34 protein-coding genes are annotated in these 25247 nt (G+C 54.9%); 2 read left to right on the top strand and 32 right to left on the bottom strand.

What is annotated here, in order from left to right; translation table 11 throughout:
* Positions 1–15: 15 nt before the first annotated feature.
* From EII30_RS02980 to EII30_RS02850, 28 genes are all read right to left on the bottom strand, one after another.
* The gene (locus EII30_RS02980) at positions 16–2115 is read right to left on the bottom strand and encodes a hypothetical protein (RefSeq protein ID WP_124885842.1); all 2100 of its coding nucleotides are present in this window, start codon (positions 2113–2115) and stop codon (positions 16–18) included.
* A complete protein-coding gene (locus EII30_RS02975) occupies positions 2116–5259 on the bottom strand; it encodes a peptidoglycan DD-metalloendopeptidase family protein (RefSeq protein ID WP_124885841.1) in 3144 nt (1047 codons plus the stop codon). It lies immediately after the preceding gene.
* A gap of 266 nt (positions 5260–5525) precedes the next feature.
* On the bottom strand, positions 5526–5807 hold the full coding sequence (locus EII30_RS02970) for a hypothetical protein (RefSeq protein ID WP_124885840.1): 282 nt from the start codon (positions 5805–5807) through the stop codon (positions 5526–5528).
* 86 nt (positions 5808–5893) lie between these two features.
* Positions 5894–6259 carry a hypothetical protein gene (locus EII30_RS02965; protein ID WP_124885839.1) on the bottom strand — a complete coding sequence of 122 codons (366 nt, stop codon included), beginning with the start codon at positions 6257–6259 and terminating at the stop codon, positions 5894–5896.
* 97 nt (positions 6260–6356) lie between these two features.
* Positions 6357–6902 carry a hypothetical protein gene (locus EII30_RS02960; protein ID WP_124885838.1) on the bottom strand — a complete coding sequence of 182 codons (546 nt, stop codon included), beginning with the start codon at positions 6900–6902 and terminating at the stop codon, positions 6357–6359.
* The gene (locus EII30_RS02955; protein WP_124885837.1) at positions 6895–7083 is read right to left on the bottom strand and encodes a hypothetical protein; all 189 of its coding nucleotides are present in this window, start codon (positions 7081–7083) and stop codon (positions 6895–6897) included. The genes EII30_RS02960 and EII30_RS02955 overlap by 8 nt, the downstream gene beginning before the upstream one ends.
* A 43-nt stretch (positions 7084–7126) precedes the next feature.
* The gene (locus EII30_RS02950; protein ID WP_124885836.1) at positions 7127–7507 is read right to left on the bottom strand and encodes a hypothetical protein; all 381 of its coding nucleotides are present in this window, start codon (positions 7505–7507) and stop codon (positions 7127–7129) included.
* A gap of 4 nt (positions 7508–7511) precedes the next feature.
* Positions 7512–7859: a hypothetical protein gene (locus EII30_RS02945; RefSeq protein ID WP_124885835.1), complete on the bottom strand. Its 348-nt coding sequence runs from the start codon at positions 7857–7859 to the stop codon at positions 7512–7514.
* Positions 7856–8242: a Gp19/Gp15/Gp42 family protein gene (locus tag EII30_RS02940; RefSeq protein ID WP_124885834.1), complete on the bottom strand. Its 387-nt coding sequence runs from the start codon at positions 8240–8242 to the stop codon at positions 7856–7858. Before EII30_RS02940 ends, EII30_RS02945 begins: the two co-directional genes overlap by 4 nt.
* A gap of 12 nt (positions 8243–8254) precedes the next feature.
* Positions 8255–8473 carry a hypothetical protein gene (locus EII30_RS02935; RefSeq protein ID WP_124885833.1) on the bottom strand — a complete coding sequence of 73 codons (219 nt, stop codon included), beginning with the start codon at positions 8471–8473 and terminating at the stop codon, positions 8255–8257.
* Between the two features lie 3 nt (positions 8474–8476).
* The gene (locus EII30_RS02930; RefSeq protein WP_124885832.1) at positions 8477–9382 is read right to left on the bottom strand and encodes a phage major capsid protein; all 906 of its coding nucleotides are present in this window, start codon (positions 9380–9382) and stop codon (positions 8477–8479) included.
* A 20-nt stretch (positions 9383–9402) separates the two neighbouring features.
* Positions 9403–9939: a DUF4355 domain-containing protein gene (locus EII30_RS02925; RefSeq protein WP_124885831.1), complete on the bottom strand. Its 537-nt coding sequence runs from the start codon at positions 9937–9939 to the stop codon at positions 9403–9405.
* Between the two features lie 207 nt (positions 9940–10146).
* On the bottom strand, positions 10147–11370 hold the full coding sequence (locus EII30_RS02920) for a hypothetical protein (protein ID WP_124885830.1): 1224 nt from the start codon (positions 11368–11370) through the stop codon (positions 10147–10149).
* Between the two features lie 23 nt (positions 11371–11393).
* Positions 11394–12797 carry a phage portal protein gene (locus EII30_RS02915; protein WP_124885829.1) on the bottom strand — a complete coding sequence of 468 codons (1404 nt, stop codon included), beginning with the start codon at positions 12795–12797 and terminating at the stop codon, positions 11394–11396.
* Entirely contained in the window at positions 12794–14263 is a 1470-nt protein-coding gene (locus EII30_RS02910) for a terminase (RefSeq protein WP_124885828.1), read from the bottom strand. Before EII30_RS02910 ends, EII30_RS02915 begins: the two co-directional genes overlap by 4 nt.
* Positions 14220–14525, bottom strand: coding sequence for a hypothetical protein (locus EII30_RS02905; protein WP_124885827.1), 306 nt, complete (start codon positions 14523–14525; stop codon positions 14220–14222). Before EII30_RS02905 ends, EII30_RS02910 begins: the two co-directional genes overlap by 44 nt.
* A gap of 19 nt (positions 14526–14544) precedes the next feature.
* On the bottom strand, positions 14545–15054 hold the full coding sequence (locus EII30_RS02900; protein ID WP_124885826.1) for a hypothetical protein: 510 nt from the start codon (positions 15052–15054) through the stop codon (positions 14545–14547).
* A gap of 226 nt (positions 15055–15280) precedes the next feature.
* Positions 15281–15586: an HNH endonuclease gene (locus EII30_RS09165; protein WP_124885825.1), complete on the bottom strand. Its 306-nt coding sequence runs from the start codon at positions 15584–15586 to the stop codon at positions 15281–15283.
* 27 nt (positions 15587–15613) lie between these two features.
* Positions 15614–15901, bottom strand: a complete 288-nt coding sequence (locus EII30_RS08960) for a hypothetical protein (RefSeq protein WP_199731551.1) — start codon at positions 15899–15901, stop codon at positions 15614–15616.
* Positions 15901–16509: a hypothetical protein gene (locus EII30_RS02885; RefSeq protein ID WP_124885824.1), complete on the bottom strand. Its 609-nt coding sequence runs from the start codon at positions 16507–16509 to the stop codon at positions 15901–15903. Before EII30_RS02885 ends, EII30_RS08960 begins: the two co-directional genes overlap by 1 nt.
* The gene (locus tag EII30_RS02880; protein ID WP_124885823.1) at positions 16509–17918 is read right to left on the bottom strand and encodes a hypothetical protein; all 1410 of its coding nucleotides are present in this window, start codon (positions 17916–17918) and stop codon (positions 16509–16511) included. Before EII30_RS02880 ends, EII30_RS02885 begins: the two co-directional genes overlap by 1 nt.
* Positions 17919–18386: 468 nt before the next feature.
* Complete coding sequence (locus EII30_RS02875) at positions 18387–18833, bottom strand: hypothetical protein (RefSeq protein ID WP_124885822.1); 447 nt, start codon at positions 18831–18833, stop codon at positions 18387–18389.
* A complete protein-coding gene (locus tag EII30_RS02870; protein ID WP_124885821.1) occupies positions 18830–19162 on the bottom strand; it encodes a hypothetical protein in 333 nt (110 codons plus the stop codon). The genes EII30_RS02875 and EII30_RS02870 overlap by 4 nt, the downstream gene beginning before the upstream one ends.
* Positions 19162–19407: a hypothetical protein gene (locus EII30_RS02865; protein WP_124885820.1), complete on the bottom strand. Its 246-nt coding sequence runs from the start codon at positions 19405–19407 to the stop codon at positions 19162–19164. The genes EII30_RS02870 and EII30_RS02865 overlap by 1 nt, the downstream gene beginning before the upstream one ends.
* Positions 19408–19543: 136 nt before the next feature.
* On the bottom strand, positions 19544–19846 hold the full coding sequence (locus EII30_RS02860) for a hypothetical protein (RefSeq protein ID WP_124885819.1): 303 nt from the start codon (positions 19844–19846) through the stop codon (positions 19544–19546).
* Positions 19839–20003: a hypothetical protein gene (locus tag EII30_RS08865; RefSeq protein ID WP_158608640.1), complete on the bottom strand. Its 165-nt coding sequence runs from the start codon at positions 20001–20003 to the stop codon at positions 19839–19841. The genes EII30_RS02860 and EII30_RS08865 overlap by 8 nt, the downstream gene beginning before the upstream one ends.
* Positions 20004–20471: 468 nt before the next feature.
* The gene (locus EII30_RS02855; protein WP_124885818.1) at positions 20472–20672 is read right to left on the bottom strand and encodes a hypothetical protein; all 201 of its coding nucleotides are present in this window, start codon (positions 20670–20672) and stop codon (positions 20472–20474) included.
* A complete protein-coding gene (locus EII30_RS02850; protein ID WP_124885817.1) occupies positions 20672–21157 on the bottom strand; it encodes a hypothetical protein in 486 nt (161 codons plus the stop codon). The genes EII30_RS02855 and EII30_RS02850 overlap by 1 nt, the downstream gene beginning before the upstream one ends.
* Before the next feature lie 81 nt (positions 21158–21238).
* On the opposite strand from EII30_RS02850, the gene EII30_RS02845 reads away from it, so the two are divergent.
* Positions 21239–21940: a hypothetical protein gene (locus EII30_RS02845; RefSeq protein ID WP_124885816.1), complete on the top strand. Its 702-nt coding sequence runs from the start codon at positions 21239–21241 to the stop codon at positions 21938–21940.
* A 158-nt stretch (positions 21941–22098) separates the two neighbouring features.
* Here the strand turns inward: EII30_RS02845 and EII30_RS08860 are convergent, their stop codons facing one another.
* Together EII30_RS08860 and EII30_RS09160 are read right to left on the bottom strand one after the other, a co-directional pair.
* On the bottom strand, positions 22099–22236 hold the full coding sequence (locus EII30_RS08860) for a hypothetical protein (protein WP_158608639.1): 138 nt from the start codon (positions 22234–22236) through the stop codon (positions 22099–22101).
* Between the two features lie 492 nt (positions 22237–22728).
* On the bottom strand, positions 22729–22941 hold the full coding sequence (locus tag EII30_RS09160) for a helix-turn-helix transcriptional regulator (RefSeq protein ID WP_124885815.1): 213 nt from the start codon (positions 22939–22941) through the stop codon (positions 22729–22731).
* Positions 22942–23034: 93 nt separating this feature from the next.
* Between EII30_RS09160 and EII30_RS02835 the strand changes: the two genes are divergently transcribed.
* The gene (locus EII30_RS02835) at positions 23035–23274 is read left to right on the top strand and encodes a hypothetical protein (RefSeq protein WP_124885814.1); all 240 of its coding nucleotides are present in this window, start codon (positions 23035–23037) and stop codon (positions 23272–23274) included.
* Between the two features lie 407 nt (positions 23275–23681).
* On the opposite strand, the gene EII30_RS02830 is transcribed toward EII30_RS02835, so the two are convergent.
* Positions 23682–24725 carry a hypothetical protein gene (locus tag EII30_RS02830; RefSeq protein WP_124885813.1) on the bottom strand — a complete coding sequence of 348 codons (1044 nt, stop codon included), beginning with the start codon at positions 24723–24725 and terminating at the stop codon, positions 23682–23684.
* Positions 24715–25224, bottom strand: coding sequence for an ImmA/IrrE family metallo-endopeptidase (locus EII30_RS02825; RefSeq protein ID WP_124885812.1), 510 nt, complete (start codon positions 25222–25224; stop codon positions 24715–24717). The genes EII30_RS02830 and EII30_RS02825 overlap by 11 nt, the downstream gene beginning before the upstream one ends.
* Positions 25225–25247 lie beyond the last annotated feature (23 nt).

The raw sequence follows: 25247 nt of genomic DNA, 5'->3' as shown, positions 1-25247 counted from the left end.
ATAGTGGGTTGACCGCTAGTGGTCTGTCTCCTCGATGGACAGGGAGTAAGACCAGAGCTGGTCGGCTATCCTTGTCAGCGAAAGCGCTGACAGGTTTCCGTATATTCGACGCCCGGTTGGATCCCGATACAGATGGATCGGTGACGGATCCGTGCAGACTCGCTCAACATGACTCAAAGCACTATTGAGAGTGTCCTCCTCGAGGAGGTGCCCTGAGATTTTGATCGTGTTAGTGAGCTGAGCTGAAGCGTAGGAGACAGGTTTGGGACGCCCTGAGAACCGGTGTGTGGTACGCAGCCTTCCGGTCTCGATGCTCAGCTCCGGGTCGAAGTGCAGTTTAGCTATTTCTGAATAGCTGCTGCCCCCGCCGATCCATATCGAGCTTGAATCTGCCTGCAGTGTGACTTCTTTAACGGATGTCGCGCCAGTGGCAGCATACGCAGTAATACGGTATGTTGTGGCTCCGCTAGAGTATGCTTCGGGATCAGTGAGGTTGTTGCTCTGCTGGGTGAGATTCTCAGCGATAAGGGTGTATCCGTGGTCGTCCAGTCTTTCCACAGACATTTTCACAGTCGAAACCGTGCCACTGTTGCGGGTGGCTACGATTTCGGCGAGCCCCAGCCGATCATCCCAAGCTACAGCCGCAGAGGGGATGGCCGGCGGAATAAATCGCACATTCAGATTCCAGTACGGTGACCAGTCTGACCAGATCCCCGATGAAGCTGCACGAGCTCGCACACGATAGGCGGTGTTGTTGAGCAGCAGAGTGTTAAACACTGCCCGAGTGAGCTCACCATTCCCGGTCAGGGTCTCAACAACGTTGCCGTCGCTTGTTTCGAGCTGCAGCTCGTACTCACTCTGGCGCTCATTCTCCGGCTGTGTGTACCGCCAGTTAACCGTCAGCTTGGGGTCGATCCAGTGTGTCCCGGACGGCTCCAAGATTTGCACGACTGGTCTAGTGATCGCTTGGAACACTTGAGTTCGCGACCACGGCGAGTAGTCGCTGTGCGCGCCCTTGGTGCGCACCTTCCAGTAATATTCACTCGCCGGTAGATTCCTGACATATTCAGATACGCTGCCGGTGCCAGTGTAAATCTGTTCATCGTCGGATCCGTATATGTCGAGGATCGATATCTGGAACTGTTCCTGTTTCGAGGTGTCTGTACTGTTATGACTCCACGCGAATCTCACTGCCCCAGCGACTGTTTTCGCCGGAGGGGTGGATCCCACCGACGGTGCTGCCGGAGGGGACACTAAAGTGACGGCGTTAGACTGATTTGACCAGGCGCTAGTCAGCGTCCCGGTCGTCCCGCTTAAACGCGCTCGCACACGATACTTGTGAGTGGTGGTCGCCGCTGGGTTAGTGTGAGTATAAGGTAATGCCACGTTAGTGGCGATCACAGTTCCCGAGACATCCTGCACATCGTACCGGTTAGCCCAAGTGTTTTGTCCTTTGGCTGTAATCTGGATCGTGGATCCAACGCGAGCTGCCGCCACCTCGGTCGGTGCCGCCGGTGTAGTGAACACAGGACCGGCAGCAGCGGTCAGGCCGCTGCCCAGTCCCTGCCGCACCGCCTGAATCTTGTAGTAGTAGCGCTCGTTTGCTTTCGTAGAAGTGTCCGTGTAGGTTGTAGGGTTCCCTGTCGGTGCAGCGATCTGATAGTAGTTGCCGTCGCCGCTGCTACGGAATACCTGCACGGCATCGTAGTGTTCAGTATTTGCCCAGTTCAGGACATGCACTGTGTCACTCGACCTTTGCACTCTCAACCCTGTCGGCTGCTTAGGATGCTGCGCGGGCGGTGAGATTGTCACCGACCGCGCAACATACACAGTTCCACCCCAATAGGGAATGCTCATCGTTACCGCGAAGCTGCGAGTCCCGGTGAATCGGATCTGGGTACGGTGCAGCTCGTGAAAGCTGGTGCCGAGCCCGGTTGACACGTGCACCTGCTTTGAGCCTGACCAGTCACCGGTAAAGTGTATGGTCGAATGCCAAGCATGCGAGTACCCAGACTGGTTCTCACCGTACACTGCCAAGGTCGCTAAATCGCCGGACACTGCAACATCGATACCGACGCGATAATGCCCCGCATAGCTGCTCCAGATAATTGCCATTTACCTTACTCCAAAATGATCCTGCAGTTGCCTGCTGCCCATAGGTTCCAGCTTCGAGTCAGCAACCTCCCCAGCCTGCTCCCGCACAAACGCAGTGAATTCTCTACCTTCAACAGCCAAAACCAGACGCCGAGGGAACGCTGACCCAGCGGCGAGCGCTGAAACGTCGTCCCATTGACTGCTGGTTAAGATCGGTTCGGGTTTGCCAGTTTTGTTTGCGATGAGTGACAGGCCAGGGTTTAGCCACCCGCCCTTGTCGTAAAGAGTGGGGGCGGCAGTGTGGCCTGTATCAGAGCCGATCTTTGGGGTGAAAATGTCGATCAGTTTCTGTGCTGTTTGCTTTGCGACTTGCGCGGCGGCGTCGATCCACATTCCGCCGGCGGGAAAGGCTTTTTTGACCTGATCAGTTACGAAGTCGATTAAGCCTGTTAGGGGGTTCCATGCTTCGCCGAGCATTTTTGCGGTACCGTTCATGTACGGTGCAGGATTGACGAAGTTGCGGTATGACCTTCCAGCTCCACCGTCACCTGGTGGCACGTGCACCATGTAGTGCAAGTGTGGACCGGTGGACATGCCAGTGGATCCGACGTAGCCGATGATTTGCCCCTGTTGGACTTGCTGTCCCTGTCGGGTAGCGAACCTTGAGAGGTGTGAGTATCGGGTGCCGTATCCTCCTTGCCCGTGCTGCAGGTAGATTTCTTTTCCACCCAGTGGTACGGTTGCCACCATTTGGGCTATGCCTGATGCTGCGGCGAGCACGGGGGTGCCCGTTGCTGCTGCGAGGTCGATGCCGTTGTGTCCCGCGTGGAATTGCTGGGATACACGGTAGCTGCCTGCTTTCAGTGGTGTGACGAGGCCGCCGGTTCGGTAGCCGGGGATGGTGCCGGTTCGGTTCATGTGGTCGAGCAGCCCGGGATGTTTCGCTTCAATCTTGCGTCTTGACTCTGCTCTGATCACGTGCTCGTTGCCGTGCACAATGCCTGCGACAGTGTTGTAGCCGAAGTTGCCGGTGTATCCGCCGTCTCTAAAGCCTTTCGGGAGGCTGATTCTTGCCAAGTTTACGCCAGGTATCAGGTTGATCGTGTCGATTAGTCCGTTGATTACGGTGTCAACGACGAAACGTACCGGTTCCTTAGCAAGACTCTGGATCCCAGCCCATGCTTCGCCGATAGCATCGCGCGCGGCTTCGAAGGCTTTCTTCGGGTCTTCCTGAACGATCTTGACAAGAGTGTCAATTACGGGCTTTATGCCGTTTTCCCAGACTGTTGAGATCACAGTTGAGATTGCGTCCCAGACTGGTTTAATGATTGTCTCGTAAAGCCACGTGAATACTGCGCCAAGAGTATTTAGGTGTTCCTGGAAGCGGTTGAACGCAGGCTTAATCAGGTTTTCCCAGACCCACTTGATTGCTGCCCCGATAGCGTCAAAAACAGGTTTGATGATTGTCTCATACAGCCAAGTTACGATATCGCTGATAGCTGAGACAGCTGGTTGGATCGCGTTTTCCCACAGCCAGGTGAATGCGGCCGCTAGCACTTCGATTGACCACACAATGAAGTCGAAGACTGGTTTGATAATGTTTTCCCACAGCCAGGTGATGATCGCACCAATGGCGTTTATCACTGGCTGGACGATGGTCTCCCACAACCACGTATAGTAGCTGCCAAGGAACTGGATATAACCAACGATGAAGTTGATTACAGGCGACAGGATGTTCTCCCATAACCAGGTGAAGATAGCAGCCCACACTTGGATAATTGGGCTGATAACACTCTCCCAGAGCCAGGTGTACCACTGCCCAAGGAACTGGATGTAGCCGACGATGAGGTTAACTATCGGCTGCAGTATGTTCTCCCACAGCCAGGTGATGATCGCGCCGATAGCGTCAAAGACTGGCTTCAGGCTGGTTTCCCACAGCTCTTTAAACCAGGCGCTAATATTCGCCCATGCTTCACCCAAGAATCTGGTGAACTCCGCCCATACCTGCTGGCCAAGTTCCGTCTGAGTAAAGAACCAAGTCAGACCAGCGGCGAGCGCAGCGATTGCAGTGATGATTAGTCCGATTGGGTTTGCTGCTAGAACAGCGTTAAATGCTGCTTGAGCAACTTGTGCTGCGATGATGACTGTTTTCCACGCGGTTGTTACCGCAATGTAGGTCTTCCACGCGACAACTCCTGCAACGATGGCTGCTGTTATTGTGCCAATCCAGCTGGAGTTGTCGAGGAACCATTCCCATGCTGTTTTAAGGTTTGCGAGCGCTTCGCCGGCGAATCGTTTGAACTCCTCGATCAGGGGCTCTACGTTCGCAGTTGCAGTGTCGAGCCAGGCTGTTATATTTTGAAACAGTGGCGCGATCAGAGGGAAGATGTCCTCAAGGATTTTCGCGCCGAGTCGTCCGAGTGCGGCGTTCATGTTGTTTAACGCGCCGGTGGTTGTGCCACCCATTGCTTCTGCAGCGGATCCTGCCGCGAGCTCGGCTGCTTGCTGAAATGTGGCGAAGTCAACCTTGCCCTCGGAGGCGAGTTTGAATACTTCGCCTGCGGTGACGTTTAGAACTTCTGCCAGCTTCTGGTAGATAGGAATACCACGGTCTGCTAGCTGCGCGAGTACGTCGTTTTGCACACCGTTTGCTTGTGTGGCTGCTTTTGCGAAGATCGAGCCCATTTCTCCAAAGTCGGCGCCTGCGAGCGCGGCAGCGTTTGATACCGCTTTCAGGGTACGTTCCAGGTCTGCTCCGGGTTGTATGCCAGCCGCCATTACCTGAGATGCTACTTTTGCTGCATCGCCCAGGCCAAAGGCTGTGCCTTTTACGCTGTTAAGGGCGTTTGTCATCGCTGCAGAGATGGTGTCCGCGTCGTAGCCGAGGCCACGCATTTTTGCTTGCGCTTCTTCGATTGCTTTCAGCCTGCCGAAGCCTTTGGCTAACGCAGTGCCGAATACAGCGGCTGCAGTTGTTGCTGAGACTTTGAGTCCAGTTTTCAGAGCGTTACCGATTTTCTCGGAGAGACGACTACCGATTGCTTGACCGTGCTGAGATACATCAACTTTCCCCAGATGCTGTTCGATCTGGCTTTTAATCCCTGATGCTTTAACAGTCAATGAGATATATGCTTTAGCAATCTCGTGCCCTTTGGCTGTACTCATAGCGGCATCTCCTAACTGCTATTTTGCTGCGGCCATAGCGCGCAGCAGTTGGCTACCTGTGCTGTCTCTTCTTGCTTGCTTCCGGGTTTTCTGTTGCACATAAGCGCGAGCAGTCCAACGGTGGGGTTTGCTTACTGCTTCATGGCCGTCGCCCGCGAGCGTGCTTATGCGTTTAGCTTTGTCGTCTATCTCGGTTTGCACAGTCTCTGAGGCCATAAGGCTGTTAAGACCGGATAGGTGGAGTTTTACAGTAATGTCGCGATTTCTCATTGTGCCCACTCCTGTTTAGCTAAGTATCTTGACGCGGCAGCGGTAGCTTTGCGCTCGCGTGCTTGCTGCTCTTTCACGCCGATCGGCATCTTTCGCGGTTTCACGCTGCTCGGTTTCTTTGCGTTAGTTTTAGCGATCAGATAGGAGATCTCCCAAAGAGCCTCTGTTTCCGCGGTTATAGCGAGCGCGCCGCCGTAGTATTCTCCGATTGCGCTGCCTCGGGGCACGTGGGCTATACAGTTGGCAATAAGCCTTACGGGTATTGTGCCTGCTCGCATTCCGTCTAAGGTTACCCCGGGGTAGAAGCGTGCAAGATCGGCTTCTACCCTGTCGGGGCATTCCTTAAGTAGGGACGCGAGCGTTACTAGTTTTTTGACGAAGAGGCCGCCGTAATTTTCTCGAACATTTCCCCTACGGTTTCGACGCTCACAAACCCAGTTCCATCATCCATATCTGCCAGGAACTGCTGGTACTGGTCAGCGCCGATGATGATGCGCAAAGCTGATGAGATACGGTTTTCTGCAAGCTCGTCGAGCACATAAATATTCTCTAGAGCGTCTGCCCTGAATTTGTATGATCTGCCGTGAAAATCGATAGCTACAGTTTGGGTTTTAGCTGGCTTGTGATCCTGTGGCTGGATCACTGCTTGATCTCGGGCGGTTTGAGGACGATTCAGGGCATGAGGGTTGTGTGGCGGGCGCGGCTTGTGGTTGCGGTTTCTGTTTGACATTCTCGACTCCTGTCGGTTGGTGGCTCCGGGAAAGAAAGCGGTAGATACTCCGGAGCCGATGAGAGTATCTACCGCTAGCTTGTTAAATCGTGGACGGTTACTCCAGGAATGCTGGAGCGTTGGTGAGGAAGTAGCTTGCGCCGAGAATTTCGGCGGTTACTTCATACACGGTGCTGTCCTCGTTCTTGTATACGACCTCGCCACGTTCGGTGATCTGCACGCGCTCATAGCAGTCAAGTCGGGTAACATTGCCGTCAACAACTTTCACAACGCAGGCGCGCTCGATCACGGGGATAGACTCAGGCAGATCCGCTCGCGCGTGTTGGCTACCTGACTTTACGACCGCGCCGTGCCCGTAGTAGAGGGCTGTCACGTTCGGGTTTTCCTCCAGCATCTGGAATGTGAGTGTCTTCTCAGTGCTGGTGTTCTTGGTGCGGATTGTGGCACCACCCTGGAAGCCCTTCAGCTTTTTCGTATCGACTGAAATGCTCGCTGAAATGCCGTCTTCGCTTAACCAACCGACCGACTTAAACGCCGGATCCATGCCGGTTAGCGTAGTTGGAAGCTGGGTACCGAGCGGTGCGAGGAATATCTCTGAGTCTGAGTCTCCATAGATCCTTACATTGTCGCGTACTTTAGCCATTTTTGTTTGCACTCTCTTTCTTTGCTTTTGTCGTGGGCTGATCTTCTGATGCAGCCACGGGGAGGGCTTTTCCAAGATTGATAAGATCTCTTGCTTCGCCAGGCTCAACGCTTAAGGTTTCGCCACCCTCGTAAGTTTTTCCGGCATATTCAAGCCGATTAACGGCGATTACTTCTTTCATGTTTGTCTCCTAGATTGGGGGTAGCCCAGGCACTCTGCCAGGGTTAAATACTTCTGCCGCGTACACGCACGATGATAGTGATCTGATACCGTGGCCTGCCGGTATCAGGATCCGGGTTATAGCCACCGGCAGAGATTGTGTCCACCCTGTAGACAGGCCGGTCGTCTAGCCAGCTAAGTCGCTTTAGCGCTGATCTTACTTTCTCTGTCAGATACGCTGCTTTGACTCTTGTATCGGAGCAGCACAGTAGCGTTATCCCTACCTCCTCAGAGATAAGATCGTCTCTGCTCGTATATTTTTCAAGCTCCACGAACTCAGCTGGGAGCTCGTCCGGGGTTTCCACAAACACTGGCACATCAAGCGCTTTCGCTAGATAGCTTCTGAGCCGGATTTCCGCTGGATCAAAAAGGATTGAGTCTCGCACGCTCTCACCCCTCAATCAGTTTCAGATTGATAACGTCACCAGCTATATACCCGCTGTGGCGATTACTCCACTGCAGCGGATCGCCGACAACCTCATACAATTTGCCAGCGAGCTCCAGCCTGTCTCGCGCTCTCACACCGCTGCTGAATGGTGCGTACACTCTCGCGGTGTGGATAATACGGTGATGTCCGTTCATTGCAGGTTCGGTCACCACGACTGGCTCAAACTCGTATATCATAAGCGGATCCGGCAGGCGCACCCACGAGGATGATGGAATGCCAAGCTCGTCCTGTTCACCTGGCACATATCGGTGATGACTGACAGCGAGGGCGGCTCGACGGCGGGTTCTCATTTGCGAGCTCCAAGCATGTCAACAGCCCCCGCCTTTTGGGTTCCGCCACCCAATGCTTTCTTCTCCTGACTAGTCAGATAGAAGTCACCGTGCGGGTTAAGCGGCTTATAGGTGTCCTGGAATGGACCCGCGCTTGTCTGGATGGATTCCAAACCAGCAAGGTTCTGCGTCTCAGCCTCCAGAGCTCGCCTGACAACCTGGCAGCAGACCCGCCGCCGCGATGACTCTGCAGCCTTCGCGGCAGCGGGAACGATGTCAATAATGAACTGTGACGCATCCTCCAAAAGCGCCTCCAGATAGCTCTGATCGCGATCTGGCATAGCTGGCCAACGCTGTCGCAACTCCTTAATGGTCGCAAACGGGAACGGATTCACAGCATTCATATCGACCTCCAACTACTGCTTAGCCTTACTTGCTGGGATATCCTCTGTGGAGACTTCGTCCATGTGCTGGGATAGATCCTCCTCGTCCACAGCCTCGGCAGCAGCGTCAGATAGAGGCGTGGATTTTTTGCTAGCGGAAGTTGACTTCCATCCTTGCTTTTTCAGCACCTCAGCGAGCGCGTCAGAGACTATTACTAGGGTGCCTGCCTTGGATTTCAGTTGCACGCTCATTGTTTAGCCTCCTACTGGCGCGAATTTCACGAATGCGTCTTTATCTGCGCAGATGAAGCCGTATTCTGCTTCGGCACGGATAGCAACGAGGTTGTGCTCCCAGAGTGAGACGAGTTTGTTGTTGATGGTGACTGTGGACTCTGTTGAGACATCGTAGCTGAGGCCGCTTGTGACACCCCAGAGCACTTTTGTCCAGTCTCCGGCGAATCCTGCAACGCTGTTTGAGCCGACATCGTCGCCCATGAGGAACTGGCGGCCGAGGAGTTTACCGCCTCGGATGGTTGCCGCTGCATCAATGTTTGGGTTGTCGATGAACAGTGGTCGCCCGTTTGAGTCGGTTGCGGCGTTGAAGTCAGGCTCGGCGGTGTTGTCGAACACGAATCCGGTTAGCTTCTTCTTTTCCGCGGTGAGTAGCTTCAAACCGGCGTTGATGTCTCCGAACAGGCCGCCTTTGTTTTGGGCGGTCGTACCGAGTGTTACCGACTTGGTCGTTGCGCCGATGTAGTTGTCACTGCCGAATGGAGTGTTGGTGCCGTGCAGTGTGGCTGCGTCGAAGGCGCGGCCGAAGGCTTCACCGATTTCGCTTACGAGCAGCTCCATGTATCCTGCTGGGTTTGCTCGTACGATTTCAGCTGATACCACTGCGATGGCTGTCAGCTTCTGCGGTTTCATGGATTTGATGCCCATTTCCATCTGGGTGGTTTGCTTCTGGCCACCTTCTGCGGTCCATGATGCCTGTGGTTTTGAGGTGACGATGGGCACGTTGGTGCCGGTAATGCCTACAGGCACCTGTCGGGCGAGCTGCTGCACGACTGACTGCCGCTTAGCTTCTGCGAAGTATGGTGCGGCGAGCTCGGGGCTTAGCATTCCCCCGAGATCGCTTAGTTTTTGTGCCTCTGTGATTGCCATTATTGAGTTCCTTTCAAGTTTTAGGCTTTCCCTACTGCGGCTTTCAAAGCGTCAAGCAGGGCGTTGCTGTTAAGCGGTGTGATCTCTGATTCGTTGCTTCCCTCGCGAGGCAGGTATCCGCCTTGCTTGGTGGTGTGCGGGACAATGAGGGTTTTCAGCGCGTCGGCGTGACTGTTAAGCTCTTCAAGCGTTACTCCTCGCAGCACGTCCGCTGGAATCCCCGTTTCTTTTGAGACCTGTTCTTTCCAGGCGGTGATTTGTAGTTCGTGTGCTAGAGATTTCAGTTTTGCTTCTGCTTTTTCTGCTCTGGACTGTGCTTTTTCAAGCTCGGTTTTGGAGGCTTCTTCTGCCTCGTCAAACTTCGCTGCTTTCTCTTTGAGGGACTCATAGTCCGAGTATTTAGCTCGCTCTCGTGACAGTCTTTCTGAGACTATACGGTTGAGGTCTTGCTGAGTTGTGATCGGTTTAAAGTCGCTCTCCGTTGTTTTAGCGGTTCCCTCCCCTGTGCTGCTTGTCTCAGCGGTAGTGCTGGGTGAGCTTGGTGCTGTTGTGTCCATGAGGTTGTCCTTCCCTGCTGTGCAGTATCGTGTTCCAGCCGTTACCCCGGGCTGTTGCGGGTAAGTAAAATGGTTTGGGTTTCTGCCAGGTTTGGTGTAGAGTTAGTTTCAAAGGGTGGGGATGGCCCTCTGTCGGTCATAAGTTAGTTGACCTATAACACTTCGGTGTTTAAGCGGCGGAGCAATGCGCCCCACCTTTTGCCATAGCTAGATGATTCGCTCTAGCTTCTCCCCGTACTCGCTCAACACATACAGTTGCTTGATCTTGCCTGATTGCACGCGATCGTTATAGGCTGCCACCTGCTTTCGCAGCTTTTCTGACAGTCTACGTTTCCCGATATCAATCAGGAACACGTCTTTAACGATGTCGTGTTTTGCGGCAGCTTTAACAGCACCTTGTATGCGTTTTTTAATAGTCTCATACTTAGCACTTGTTGATTTAGTTTCAGCCAATACTCCATCTTCCGTTAACCAGATGAAATCATTGCTCGAGATACGGCGAGGGTCACGCGAAATCCACTCGACTCTGTGCCCCAGCCTTTCAAGCCGCTCGATTGTTTGTATCTCCCACGGATAGAGCTGATCGTCATGAATTATGGATTTTAGAGCGTCTTGTCGCGCTTTCCAGTAGGCTTCATGAATACGCCAGCTGCCGCTAGATTTCTCCTCTTTGGTGAAACCTCCGTCATGGACTCTGCTGTCCGTGTACCGGTTAGGCACAGCACGCATTCGCTCCAGAATATGAACATCTGTGGGGTTAGCGATGCCGTACTCTTCTATCGCGGCTTCACGCGCCTGGTGGTAGTGTCTCTCCAGCCGTTCGGGGTTGTACCTCTCAATCGCCGGTATTCTGCCACGCCAGGAAGGCACAATCAAACAATCACAATTCGAGTGGTAAGTGTTTATATACCCTGCCTGCTTCGGATCCGTATACACCCAACCGCGGCTAGAAAGCAGCGTACAAAAAGCACAGGTTTTCTTACCTCGCGGCACCCTAGCAAAAGCTGTCGCGTGCCGGTCGTAGATTGCTGAGTAAGCGATTGTGTTACGGGCGGCGTTCCGGGCATAACCCGAGATTTTCTTAGCCGCTGCTTTCTTTAGCTCGCTAGACTCCTGATCTTCTTGCAGCAGTCCGGTTAGATGCTCACGCGCAGCTTCAGAGGTAATGCCTTCTCTCGGCCAAGCGCGCCACCCATCGTCTATACCAGCAACTGCGCGCTGCTCCTCGTACCAACGGGCACCAATCTCACCGCCAATTGTCGACGCATCTTTAGCTAGAATGAGAAAACTCTCAAGGATAAAAGCCTTACGATGCTCTGCGTCACTGTAGGATTCTGCTTTTTCAAGAATCGCCCTAACCTCAGTCAAGTTGCTTTGATAAATGCCCTTGAGGGAACGAAGCAGCGTTTCCAGGTCTTGGCGGTCAGTCATAAAACTCACCGCCTACACTGGCATTAGCCTGTTATCAGGTTACCGTCATCATCGTATCGATCAGCGTTTGCTGCAATCCGTTCTAAGAGGTTCCGACCCTCGTTACGCCGTTTTTCGTTAAGAAGCGACCTGATAGCAGACGCATCGTACCCTAGTTTTTCAAGGATAATTGGCGAATCTGCCAGCCAAGGCATAACCTGCACCTGCTTAAGCACAGCGTCAGCTGCAGCTGCATCAGTAATGTTCAGTGTTGGCTTAAACCAGCCCTGAATATCACCACCAGGTAGCTCTCCGTCTCGCAGCAAGATCGTTGTGTTTGCTAGCCGCCGCAGAGTGCTTTGGAATCCCCTAATCGCGGCATCGGCACGCAGCCTAAGCGGATCACGCTGCGATTGAATCGCTGCATCGCTAGACGGGTTCTGCGATGGGAAGCCGAGCTCATCAAGCGGTATAGATGTTTCCGCCGCTAAGAGGGATGCCCACTGTCGAAGCTGATCCGTGTGCGGCTGCATCGATAGCTGCTGGAACTGCCCGATGGTCGGCAAATCACCATCTTCGTCTCTCGTAATAGTCAGCACCTTAGAGACGAGCGCATCCCATTTGTCTTTCAGCTCGTTCTCGTCAGCGCCGAGGATGTACCGCTGCGGGCTAGCGAAAAACTCCGCACCGACCTCGCTTCGCACAATAGTACGAATTGCTGAGTCAGTGAGCGTCATAACAGCGCGACTAATCCGTGAGCGACCGAACTCGCGAGAGAGATCAGCACTGTAGATCAGCGGCTCGATAAGCACCCGACCGGTCGGGTTGGGTTGAACGTCAGTTTTACACTTACCGCCCGCACCGATTTCCAGATCAACTGTCTTGTCAGGCAAGTACAGGGTGGCGTGAGTGATAACCCCCTCTTTGCTGCGTCCGGTCACAGTTAAGCCAGAGGAGAGCGAGCGAGTGCGGCGATTCCAAATGCCTGTAGCATTGAGCGCTGATTTAGCCAACCATAAAATCTCTGGCTCGTTAGGTTCCATCCCACGAGAGATAGTGATAAACGCCACACTGTGAGTTAATGCACTCGTTATGGTCTGAGAAAACTCGTCGTAGAAGTTATTAGCTTCTACGAGCTCGTCCAGTCCGTAGTTGTCTGGCGTTTTGCCTGTTACTTGGAATCCCTGAAACTGGATTCTATCGGCGAGCACGTCAACGGTCTTCGCTGGCCAGCCCAGCACCGACTGGATGTTTCGCAGCTGCGGCGGCAAGCTGATCCGCAAATCTTTCAGCAGTTGCTTCTGGTCGTAGTACCGCTGCCGGATCCTGTTTCGTCCGTGCTTTTTCTCCAGCTTGCTAAACAGCTCATTTGCGATCGCGATCTCAGAGGCAGTCAGTGTCGTTGAAGACGGGTTGATGATGATAGAGCTCGGCATGATCTTAGTCATGTGCTAATCACCTGCTTTCGTCCTGGTCTGCGTTTAGTTGTTTTTGCCGCCCATACTGCGTAGGTTGCGGCTTCAAGGATTGAGACAGATTCGTCGGGGGTTGCTGCCGCCCATCCGAATCCGCCCTGTTTACCTATTTTACGCATTGTTGCACCAACCACTTGGCGTTTCAGCTCCGGCTGCGCAGAGTGCGATATTTGCCCTGTCGTTACGGCCTGTTGAAAAATCGCGTGCGCCGCAATCGCCTGTTCTGTGCTGGGCACAATCACTTGCTTCCGGTTCTTCAACCCGTGGCGTTGCAATTCGGAGATGAGATAAGCTGTGGCGCTCTTGCCCTCGATCACTATCTGCGCTGCTTTGTCCTTCCGGTCAATTAGCCAGTCGACCAGCCAAGTGACGCCTTCACTGATTGGGGCTTCTCTCACAGCTTCGACAAACACTGTGTCGTTGCCCGGCTCAGTGGATCGACGAGCTGCGGCGAGCGCGACGGTTGCACCGTCGATGCTGAATCTTACCGCGTAGCAGTCGATTCCCTCCTTGGGAGGGGTTTGGGTTGCTAGGTTGTCCCAGGTTTCTGACTCGAAGACGGTTGCGGCGGTGTTTGCTTTGTCCCAGATGCCATATGCTTCGCGGCGGAAGTTGCTGTCGGATCCGATCAGTTTCTGCATTCGCAGGATCGCTGTTCGACTGGTTCGGTGTGGGTAGCTGGGATTTGCTTTCTCGAGCTGCTTCCAGTCGATGATGGCTGCTTCTGGGTCTGCTGAGAATTCGATGTAGAGGGTGTCTTTGTCGCCGTTTATTGCTTCTTGTCTTCGTGTGCTGAAGGCTTCGCCTGGATCCTTTGGGCGTGGTGGTGTGCCCATGAATATTGCTAGCCCGTTGGGTGCGGCGTTGGTGGCGGGCAGCATGTCAGCTAGAGATGACTCGGTGAGGATTTGGCACTCGTCGAACACCATAAGGTCTACTTCGTCGAAGCCGCGACCGAATCCATAGGCGCGGGAGCCGAACAGGATGCGTGACCCGGTGGTGAAGTGTATTTCTTGCTGACCATTAGATCTGCGTACGGACTCGATGTAGGAGCGCACGGCTGGTTTTTCTGCCATTGATGCCATTTTGCCGAAGGTTTGGTCGCTTGTGCGCAGGTGGTGTGCGGTCCAGACGATTGTTAGGTTCTCGTATAGGCTGCATAGGGCGAATACTGACCAGCCGATCAGGTAGGTTTTACCTGTTTGGCGAGGGATTGAAAGCCAGGCGCCGCCGACACCGCAAGCGTAGTAGCCGTTTTTCTTATATGAGAAGGCGAGGGTTCCGATCCCGTGCTGCCAGGTGTCAAACTTGATGCCGAATTCTAGGCAGCGTTCTTCGATTTCTGGCCAGCCGGTTGTGTCGACGCCCGCGGGGATGCAGAGGTGTCTGGCTAGGTCAGAGAGCTTTAAGTGAGACCGGTTGGCGGCGCTTGGAGGCATTTGCTGTAACCTCCTTGGTGGCAGTTTCGGGTTTAACGGCGCCGGTTAGGGTTTCGTATTCTGCTGTTGCGTCCTGTAGGCGCTTGGTGAGCGCTGCGAGGTCTTTCGGTGCGGCATGCTCGTCTATCGCGCGAGCTAGCACGAGTCGTATCTGGTGGAGCTCGTCTATCTTGGATCCGTGCACGACAGCATCGTGGACGCTCTCAATCTTCTTCGGCCGCCTGGTGGTAGTGCTACGGCTCGGTGTTTTCCTCGTTGCCATGTCACCCTCCTAGCTGAGGTTAAGCCAGCTGATATCTGACACCGGTTAGGCGAATCACTTGATTGCGCGTCAGTTTGATGTAGCTTCTGGTGCGGCTCGTGTACTGCTCAGCACCTTCAACGAACACCAGGAGCTCCGACTGCTGCTGTTCGGCATAGATTATAGGCTCGGTAACCGCGGCGAGCGCCTGGTGCACTCTTTTCAGCAGTCTTCCTCGGCGGTATGCGTTTTTGAAGCGGTAGCAGCATAGGCCGCGGCCGAGGACGACACCGAAGCCGTCGCCCTGTCGTGATCTTCTGACGCTTTTATAGTCTGTCCAGGTTGTGCGATTGGTGGATGATGCGGGCTTCCCGTTAGTTTGCACAGGCTTGGCGGCTTTCATCCTGACCCAGGCTTTAAAAGCGCGAAGAGCGGCGGGGATTCGGCGGAGCTCGCGGGCGAAATAGACGCGGCATTTTACGCGACAGAATTTGGCGTCACGGCGTACCATCATCATGCTCCCGAAGCAGTATTTGCAGTGTCTATCCATACCTAAAATTATACCAATACTGTTACGGAAAAACCGCGTAATATCAAGGAAAAACAGGGTTTTTAGTGCCTGTGCGGGGAAATTTAAGCCGCTGGTTCAATCGACCTCGCGCAGACCCGTTTGGAGAAATTTATCGGGGAGAGATTTCCCTATTTCCGCGGGGTGGCGATCTGCCCTATGGGGAGGGGCTCCCCCCCTATGTGGGTTTTTGAGTTAATGTGTGTAATCACCAATTTATTGTTGTTGTGATTTTGCTAACCGATTTTGGTCGGTTTGGGTTCGGTCTGGCTTTTTTGCCGAGTTGCGCGTTGCAGCGGCGACATAGAACTTGCAGATTCTCTCTGCGGTCGGATCCTCCGCGCGCATATGCGATGATGTGATCGACGGTTGCACCGTTCATAGCGGTGCCGTTGCGGTAGTCGAGAAGCACCCGGCAGCGTGGGCAGTGTGTGACGCCTTCGTTGATTGCTTGTTGCAATACTTCCCGGCGTAGATGCTTCCACTTGGCTGTACCTGTTCGGTTGGTTGCCATGTCACCCTCGCACAGTTGTGGTGTATCTTACAGTTTAGGGGGGTTACGCGGAGCGTTGTCAAGTCCGGGCGAGCTCGTGCTCGCCGGAGTAAACCCGAACTGTTCGGCGCGTTTGCGTGCGGCGGTGGATCTGACCGGATCCGCTGCGAGCCTTCGCCGATACTCGGCGAGCAGCACTGAGTGCTCGATCACTACTCGCCCCTTCGCGTCCCGCACGGTCGGCATACCTTCACGGCGCCATTTCTTGATTGTCCCGGCCGAATATCCGAGCCGCTTCGCCGCCGCCGCATACGTGTAGTATTTCCTGCCACCCATTAGAGATGCTCCTCTCCCCAATCATCATCCTGTGCTGGCGGATCCGCTCGCACAAAGCTAGTCTCGCAGTGGTCACAAACCCAGCCGGTGTCGGTGGTACGCAGCAGCGCGGTTGCACACACCGGGCAAGCAACTTTGAGATAGAACGGGCGCACCGACAGGCCGAGCTCCGCATACAGTTGCTCGATCAATCGAACAAAAATACTAAGCGCGGTATCATACGGGGTGCCGAACCTGTCAAACAACAGCTCGGCATGCTCGGCGATATGGTCGGCGAGCTTCTTGAAATCCAGCACCGTCTGCCGATCCACAATCCGAGAATAGCCAGCAACGATCGCGCGGTCTTGCACGATCGTGTAACGGGATCCACCGGCGACGGGCTGGGTGATACCAGCGCGGCGGGTTAATCCGTCCGCCACGTACCACATCCAACCCCACAGACAGTCGAGCTGCTCGAGCACCTCGATACGCAGCGGCGGACGAGAAACCGACCGTGCGGCTGCCACTCTGCCGGAGTAGTTCACCTGCATCGACGGCTGCAGCGACTCGACCAGGAGCTCAACAATCTCCGGCACGTGAGCGCAAGCAGTCTCAAACTCGGCACGCATCAGAAATCACCCCAATCGGTGGCGTCAGTCTCAGCCTGTGACGATGGCTCAGCAGGAACGAACCGCACCCCGGAAGGTTGCTGCGGCGCCTGTAGATTTGGCGCTGACTGCTGCGGCACAGGCGGCGGTGGCGGTGAAGCTGCTGGCGGCGCTGGTGCTGGTGGAGCTGGTGGAGCTGCCGGGGTCGATAGCCCAACCCGTGCCTTGGCTTCGTTGTAGATATCCATCGCCATTCGCGTTGTCCGGCACGGACCACAGGCTTCCTCCGTTCCCCACGGCTGATGCTGCGAGCAGAACGGCGACGGCGGACACGGCAACGCCTCGGCGGCTTGAATGGTCGGATCCACGTAAGCGGCAGCCTGCGGCGGCGGAGGTGGAGTCACCTGCTGCCGAGCCTGCGGCGAAACTTGCTGCGGCGGTGTCTGCTGCGGCGGCGTAGCTGCTCCCGGATTTGGATACACTTGTCCCCTCAAACCCGCTGCTGCGTCTAAATTTTCGCCGTCTAAGCCAGGGCTCGTCGTCCCTACGCGCGCACCCACGCCCTCGCGCACGCCCTCGCGCGCACGCGCGCCCGCGCCCGCGCCCGCCCGCGCGCTCTCGCGCGCTACAGCCGTGAAAGCTTCCTGAACGCTTCTTGAAGGCTTCATGAAAGACTCCGGCGCTTGATATTCCGCGGTTTTTTGTGAAAGCTCGTCCGAAGTCGACGGCGAGATATTTTGCGGCGGGCTTGCCCAGGTTTCCGCTGACGACGGCTGCGAAGCTTGCGCCTGGTGAATCATCTGGAGCTGCTCCTGTGCACCAGGCGACACCAATGCGTAAGAATTGCTTACCTGTTGCTCTGCCTGCGAGAATGAAACCGCGCTGCTCTCCCCCGGGTGCAGCATCGCCGAGGTAGGCGGGAGTTGCTGCGCCGCCGGTTCCTGCCACGGCGAAGGTTGCTGCGGTGGGAACGTGTAAGGATTTCCGACAAGTTGCTCTTGCGGCACCTGGCGCAGCTCCTGCTGCTCCTGCTGTGGCTCCTGGCGCTCGTAAGACTCGTCTAAGGTGTCGTGCTGCCCGCGCTGCGGCATACGATATCCTGGCGGCGCAGGCAGATCCGAGGGGCGCATATGCGGCACTGGTGGCCAGTACCGAATCTGAAACAGGCTCATACCATCTGCTTGATACAGGGTCAGCCACCCGGCATCGTCGAGCTGCAGCAGATGATCCTCCATCACATGCTCGGTAACGCTCAGGTCGTACTCGTATATCTCCGCGATCATGCTGCGCAGACGCACCAGTCCACGCCCTTCGTCGTCGGCAAACATCCTCAACCCGGCGGCCGTCATACGCACCAGCGCCGGGAGCGCTGCGAACTTCGGATCTGTAAAGTCGCTGGGCGGCAGCGACCTCGCGCGATTGAAAGACATACGGGGCTACTCCTCGATAGTAAACATCAATGGCTTGCTTAAGCTCTTCCTCGCCGACCACACTGAAGCACTCGCTAAAGCCGCGGCCGCCGGGTAGCAGCCACTGCGCTTCGAGCTCGTTGTTGAACGCTGGCATGAAGTGTTGCCGCAGCGCGGCTAGCGCGGCGGTCTCACACTCCTTTAGTTGATCCCACTGCAGCAGGATCAGTTCGGCGCCGCGGGCGATCAGTGACCGCCACCGCTGGTTTCGGAAGGCACGGCCGACTTTAAAGACGCCATACTGCGGCCACCAGACCACATAGGTCATAGCGAGCAGCGGCAGCTTGTAAGGCACACTGCGCGACGGCGCAGGCGACGCCACCGGCGCGGGCGACTGGGCATGGGGCTGCGCCCCGACTGCTTGGAGCTGATAAGCAGCCGGGGCGAGAGATACAGCAGCGGGCTGTGTGTGAGCGTGGATATGTGTGTTCATTGGAATAGCCCGCTGCTGGCTGGTTCCGACCCCGCAGGCGGTGCGGCAGGCGTGCCCGCCGGGTCGGAAATCTGGTCTACGGTTAGGCCACAAAACAGGCATGCGGCGATGTCAAGATTCGGCAAAAAGTGCAGGCCTTTTCCGAGCCCTGACGGGCACGGGGTTTGCCGTGCTTTCGCGTGCGCGTGCTTGTAGCTGTCTGGCAGTGCTGCGCGGCGTTGCCGCTGCTGTTCCCGCAGATAAAGCATGTGCTGCTGTTCTTCTGCGCGACGGCGCGCGGCCTCCTGCCGTTTACGGCGCCGATCTTCCGCAGCGGCGGTTTTTGGATCCGTGTTATATAGTTCCGCGAGCCGCTGCGCTTCTGCTTGCCGAGCCTGTTTCTCTTGCAGTCGTGCTGCCGCTGCACGCAGCTGCCGTTCATGGTTCAGGTCGATCGCGGTCACGACTGGCCTCCAAACTTGAGCGCAGCAATCTCGTCGCTGGTTTTGCGGCTGCCGTCCACCAAGTCGGTGATATAAGCGATATCGTCGATGGTTTTACCGATATCCCCGCAGGCGCATACGAGCTTATCGCCGGTGACGTCCGGGGTGACAGCCTCAGCCGATTTAACCGCCTGCTTCGCGTGAGATCGGCACATCATCCACCCCTGCGACTCGTCAGTCTGGCACACGAAACGATACCTTGCGGTCAAACGACAGTGGTCGCAGTGCCAATCAGCTGACTCCACAATCATCGGCACATAAGTGCGCTGTGGTTTGCCGAGAGCGCCCATCAGGCAGCCCTCCGGCGGGAGGTAGCACGGTCAGCTTCGACGGCCATTAGATGGCGAATCCTGCCGATACGCATACAGATCAGCTGGATCTCGCGATCAAGCCTGGTCAGCCGCTCCTGATCGGCGCTGTCGAGCATGCGCTCCTCTTGCAGTTTCAGATTGAGGCGTTCACGCTCCAGCGCGAGATCGCTGAGCGCGAGATGCAGGTCGCTAAGCCGCTGCTTGTAGAAAGTGTCGCCGCTCATTTTGTGCTCCTCGGGGTGATAAACCGGTGTAGTTTCTGCAGCAGCCGCTGAGTGAACGCGGTTACCGTGTTAGGTGTGGCTGCTGCGTGTCGTGGCGTGTAGTAGTTCATGGGTGTTTCCTAAATCTGTTGGCGGCTCAACGTCCGCTCGCTTTTGCTGCAACATCGACGATGCGCAGATCACTGACCGGTGCCAGCCGAGGCTGTTCGCCTGGCCGCTGTACGAGGCAGGATTGCAGATATTCCAAGACAGCTGCCTCGGGGTAGCTGACTCGGCCGTTCGGGTGCAGGATGAATTGTGGACCGAGACATTCGCCGGCCTCTGTCCAGGTGGTGCGCCAGCGGGTGAGGGTCACCCGGTGCTGCCCCAAGATTTCGGCAGCCTCGGCGGTGGAGAGCATCTTCAGCTCGCTTATCGGAATCTGAGTGAGATCAATCATTGTCGGCCACCAATACGACGACAGCGATCACCGCGACCACCAGTGCCAGCATGTTCGCGCCGTTAAACCCGTGGAAGCCGAGCAGCAGCTGCAGCAGACTAACCGCGAAATACAACCCGATTGCGAGGGTGAACCAGAATCTCTGTGTTTTAGTCATGCCCCTGTCCTTTCAAGGCTTGGCTGACCAAGCACCGCACAGAAGGCGGCGTGTCGCCAAAAAGTTTTGCGCTGTTTATAAGAGTGCTTTTTGTAGCAGCAGATAGCAATCGATAGCAATCGATAGCATTTTTGATAGCTGCTTTGCGTTGCCTGAGAATTGCCTCGGTAAATTCCTGAACATGTCGGTTTAGGCTTGCCCTAGCCCGCCTACCTGCGATGCGGGAGGCAAAGCTAGGAAGGAGGTGATTGTAATGGCTTCTAAGTCCAGCTCTAGAAGAAGTGGTGGTAGCAACTCCGGCAGCGGTAAAACTGCACGGAGTGCTATCACCGGACGGTTCGTGACCACAAATTATGCCAAACGGCATCCCAACACAACCGTCGTACAGTCTCGAAAACCTAAGAAGTAATTCGTGACTGGTGGGAGTCAGTGTTAGAGCACTGGCTCCCACGTTTTTGTTACCGTGTTTCATCGGTCAAGCCTTCCCTCTTGCTGCGCCACTCTCTCAGCTTTGATGACGGCGGCGCGACGGTCACGGATTGTCTTATTCAGCAGGTCAACCCTTTTCTGACGTGCACGCAGGCAGTGCCAGTAGTGCGCGTCCACGAGATCACGTAGAGTCTGCTCTCGCAGCTGCTTACGCTCTTTGAAGAAGCGAAGAAGAGACATCACGCACCTTCTTTCTTACCTGCGGCCACGATTTCGGGGTGGGTGGATCGCTGTGAGCTTGCCGCGACCTGCGGTTTAAGCGCCCGCGAACTCAGCAGGTATTCTTCGTGTTCGAGAACGAGCTGGTTTGCTTCTTCCACCGTGGCTGGTTTCTGCTCTATGCGGTGGTAGTTAGTGATTGCACGACCGAGGTTGAATATTCGCGATCGGAGCAGCCGTTCCATATCTGCGAGTTCAACTTCCAAAGTTTCCAGTTTCAGATCAGCAAGTGCCTGCTGGAATGGGTCGTGGATCGCGAGTTCTTTGCAGCGTTTAGCGAGTCCTACTCGCTGCATAAGGTTCTCTACTGCCGTGGTTAGCGTCAGAATTTCTTGGTGTCGGCGAATGAGCTGTTCAAAGTTGACACTGAATGGTGTTTTCAGTGTGGGCTTGAATTTCGCGAAAGCTTCAACCTCATGGGGAATGCTGCCTGTTACTTTGGTCATCACGCACCCGCTTTCTTGCTGCACTGCTGGGTTGCGTGCGCACCGTTGTCGGGCGCTATTCCACAGGCTAAGATTAGGGCTATGACGAGTGCAGCAGAAGAGCTTCTGACCATAATCAAAGACTGGGCTGTTGTCCCCGATGGAGTTTCGACGCTAGGGCATCGTGCTGATGCGTCTGGCGACTGGTGGACTTCGCACGCTAGAGCTGTTGAGCTCACCTGCAAGGTGGAGGCGCAAGCACTGCGCATGGCAGAGGCAAGGCCGATGTTAAAGGATGCGCTGCCAGTTTTAGAGGACGTGAAAGCGCTTATCTTCCCTAACATTCCCATAGACGAGAGGGGCAGAGAGATCCGGCTTATTCCCGAGTCTTCGGTCATTGCTTTTGCTGGGTTAGCTGCTGCCGTCAGTGTGCGGGATTCTTCTGTCACTGAGCAGATCACTGAGGCGCTTAAAGCTGTTGACGATCTTGTAGAACTAATCACGGGTATCAGCTCCCTTAAGGATGAGGTTCGCGCTTATCTCTTGGGCCTCTGTGAGCAGCTCCAGGAGACGCTTACTAACTGGGATGTTGACAACGCTGATCTGCTTGGCGCCCGTGTTTATAAGCTCCTCGCTCTGCTCAATCTCGAGGTCGCTGACGCTGAGGAGCGTAAGAAATTTGACAAGGTTATCAAGCGTTTTTTCAACGCTACTGCCCGCCTCGTCTTTGTGGATGTGCCCACTGGTGTAGCGGCTGGTATCGGCACTAATTTCGTGAGCCAGATGCTCGCCCTTAATCCATGACTCGGCGGCTTTCGCTTTAAATACCGCGTTGACGAACTCGCTTGTTGCTTCCCACAGCAAGTGGCGCCCGTTCTCGGTTGTTGCTTGTGGTGCGAGCTCGTTGAACTTTTTTATGGCGAGGTTCTCGACCCCGCGCAGGGTGTCTATCCGGTCGTTCATCACGCACCCGCTTTCTGGGTGGTGGATCCGCTCACCGCGTCTGTTTGCTGGCTGCGGTGCCGGGGTGTTGCGGGTTTGCACGGGTGTTTGCCGCTGTTGCGGCTGTTTGGGTACACCGGGTTTGGGTACTGAAACATGAGCTTTACGCTCCTTCTGTATAAAAGACTTTTTCAGGGTCTGTAATTTTAAATCGGCAGCGTCTTTGCCTCTGTTTCCGCAAAGTAAAAACGCCGGGAGCTGAAAAAACCGTATACAGTCGGCCCACCCCGTATTTCCCGCGAACGGGGTCTTGTATTCCAAGGGTACTCCCGGCATAAAAGCCGTTAATCTTTACTGCGCTTTGGCAGAAATGACAAACCGCCCTGACGGGAGCGGAAAGCCGCTGTATAAATGGTGTTTCAGCACCAATCCACAGTGTAGCACAACCTCCGCGAGCGCCGCTCAGCTTTTTCTCAGGTTCGGCTGCGGCGAGCGCTTGGTGCTCGATGTGTGTTGCTCCCCTGCCGCGAGCGCGGCACTGTCGCTGCCCCTGCTGTTGTGGGGTTTGGCTGCGATGCCTGGGGTTTGCGGGTTTGAATAACGGGCTACCGTTCTCGTATTTCATTATCGGCTCCGATTTTTGTGGATGGTTACAAGTCTTTTACGATCAGGTCACCGACTTCGACGTCTAGGACGCGGGAAATCCTGATGAGCTCTCGTAGGCTGTATTGGTCTGGGTCTGCTTGTCTACGGCGAAGCGTTTTGTCAGGTATCCCTGTTTCTTGCGAAAGTTTTGTAATGGGGATTGACGCTTGTTCGCAGCGCGTTTTAATGTTGCGCGAAACCCGGTTACTTATGGTCATATAACCACCTTATATGGTCATTCGACCATAGTCAAGTTAGCGCCTGGTCAAATACGTTTATTTTTTGGTCATTTTATGCAATAGAATTGACCCATGACCAAAGATGAAGACATCCTAGAAGCCGCCATCATTGCACAGCTCAACGCCGAAATAGCTGCTGCGGGGCTATCAATGATGGATATCGCGAGACTAACTGGCCGACCTTACGACTCGACACGCAACTACCTGAAGCGCGAGCGGGCAATCAATTTAAAGACGTTCCTCGACATTTGCGATGCACTTAAGATTTCTCCAGACATTGTGATTCGCCGCGCCCGCGAACGTATCGACTAATAGCATCGGCGAGCGCTTCCGTTGCCTCATACAGGTTACTGGTCTGCTCGGCGGCTTGTTCGCAGAGGTGGCGTAATAGTGTCTCATCATTGAGTTCTTTGTGATCCATGCTGCCTTGTCCTTATCGAAGTTTTTTTCGATTACTGTTTTTATGCTACATGGTTCCTATGGTTTAGGCAACTGATTGCGGGTTTTAATTTAGGGCTGCTACCGCGTCGCTGTGAGCCGGTCCACTGCATACACGGCGGTGTTCTTGACCGGTGCGGGGCTGCTGTACGGGTTGGGTGCGCGTCATGAGGAGAAGCGGCGCGACTTCGCCGTGGATTAACCCTGCTCCCCTGCGGCGAGCGCCTGGTGATTGCGTGAGCTGCTCCCCGGCTGCGAGCGCCTGGTGCTCGGTTCACTGCCTATTTTTTCGGTGTGCTTGTTTTGTCGCCAAGGGGGAAATTAAGCGGTACTTCAGTGGTGGAAAGCCGTTTTGTTTCGTCTGTCTCCCCTGCAAGCGGCGCAGATTGGCGAAGTGACTCCATCACGTCGGGCGGATTTTCTTTCACTCTTTCGTGTTGGCTATCTGGCAGGAATATACCGCTCGGCCATTCTTTTTCACCTAGGCAGGCGTAGCAGGCTTCGAACACTGCTTGGGGGTCGAGTGTTTTGCCGTTGAAAGGTTGGAATGCTTTCACCAGGGGGGTATTAGCTTGTCGGTCAATCGCGAACAGTGGGTATGGCCTGCCGCTCCAGACGCCCTTGAAAACTATTTCTCCGTGGTAGACAAGGTCTTTCAGCTCATGCAACCAAATCGGCTTTTGACTTGCTGTGGCATCGTATGCGGTTAGGGCTAGGCAGAGGGCGACTTCCACACTGATGGTGAAGTAGCGGTGCGATGCTTTTGACGCGATTCTGAAGCCTGTATCGATGCTAGGACCAAAATAATCGTAGTGGTATTTCGTGTAGGCACGCTTACCCCTCAGACGCTCGTCATTTATCGTTACGACATCCTCGTCAGACTCTTTTGTTTCTTTGTCGATTCTTCTGGGAATGGTCGATTCACTATCGGGTCCTGGGAATGTGGCGATAAAGCCTGAACCTTTTAGCGCGAGTGTTTTAGTGTCATTGTCGCTAAGGACGTTTTGCTCATATATAGACAGCGCACTCAACCATATTCTGACGGCGTTAACGGCTGTTCGCTCATGATTGATATGAACTTCGAAGATAAGCTCGTCCCCCACTGCTTTCCACAGCTTAAACTCCGGTATGTAGCGCTCGTCTTCGTTTTTCAGCTCCGCGCTAAGCAGTTCCTCTTTCGCTTGCTCTATTTTTTCTGGGAACTCATGATAGAAGCTTAAGAAAACCCGCTGCCAGCCGGTGTGCTTTTGCTTATAGTCAGTTGACCCTACCAGGTCAGCTGACAGAAAAAGTACTGACCGGCCAGGTTGTCTTCTAGCTACCACTCCCAAGCCTTAACACTTTAGCCCGAATTCTTGATGCCGCTGGAGAAACATCAAACCATTTAGAAAGCGCATAATGATCGCCCTTGAGCTCTCTATATGCTTTTTCATACATCTCGGCAGGCATCAACAAGCAGGAGGCAAAATGGTTAGCTTCATACTCTGCCAGGTTACTTCCCCCACGACTAAAAACATGCATGCCTTTATGCTGGGGGTAGAGGTAATGTAGGAAGTAGTGACCGAGCTCGTGAGCTATGGTGAAGCGGTCACGACGGCTACCGGTAAACGGGGGGAGATGGACGGTAAAACTGCGTGCACCATTTACAGTGAGCGATTCTTGCGCGATCGGCGAGTTCGACACTTCGACTTCACCACCCAAGGCTTGCACTAGCCTGCCCAGGTCAGCTGCGGATCCTTCACTGAAGATGCGATAATGATCCGCAATCTGCTCAGCATAGCTGCTTATAGCAGTAGCACTCAGTTTTGATGGTACGGTATCCACGACGCTATCCCTCCTCTATCTAC

Source organism: Leucobacter sp. OH1287 (assembly GCF_003859945.1).
In the GTDB taxonomy this organism is placed as follows: Bacteria; Actinomycetota; Actinomycetes; order Actinomycetales; family Microbacteriaceae; genus Canibacter.
The sequence above is the reverse complement of the archived record's forward strand: the minus strand, read 5'-3'. Positions and strand labels throughout refer to the sequence as shown.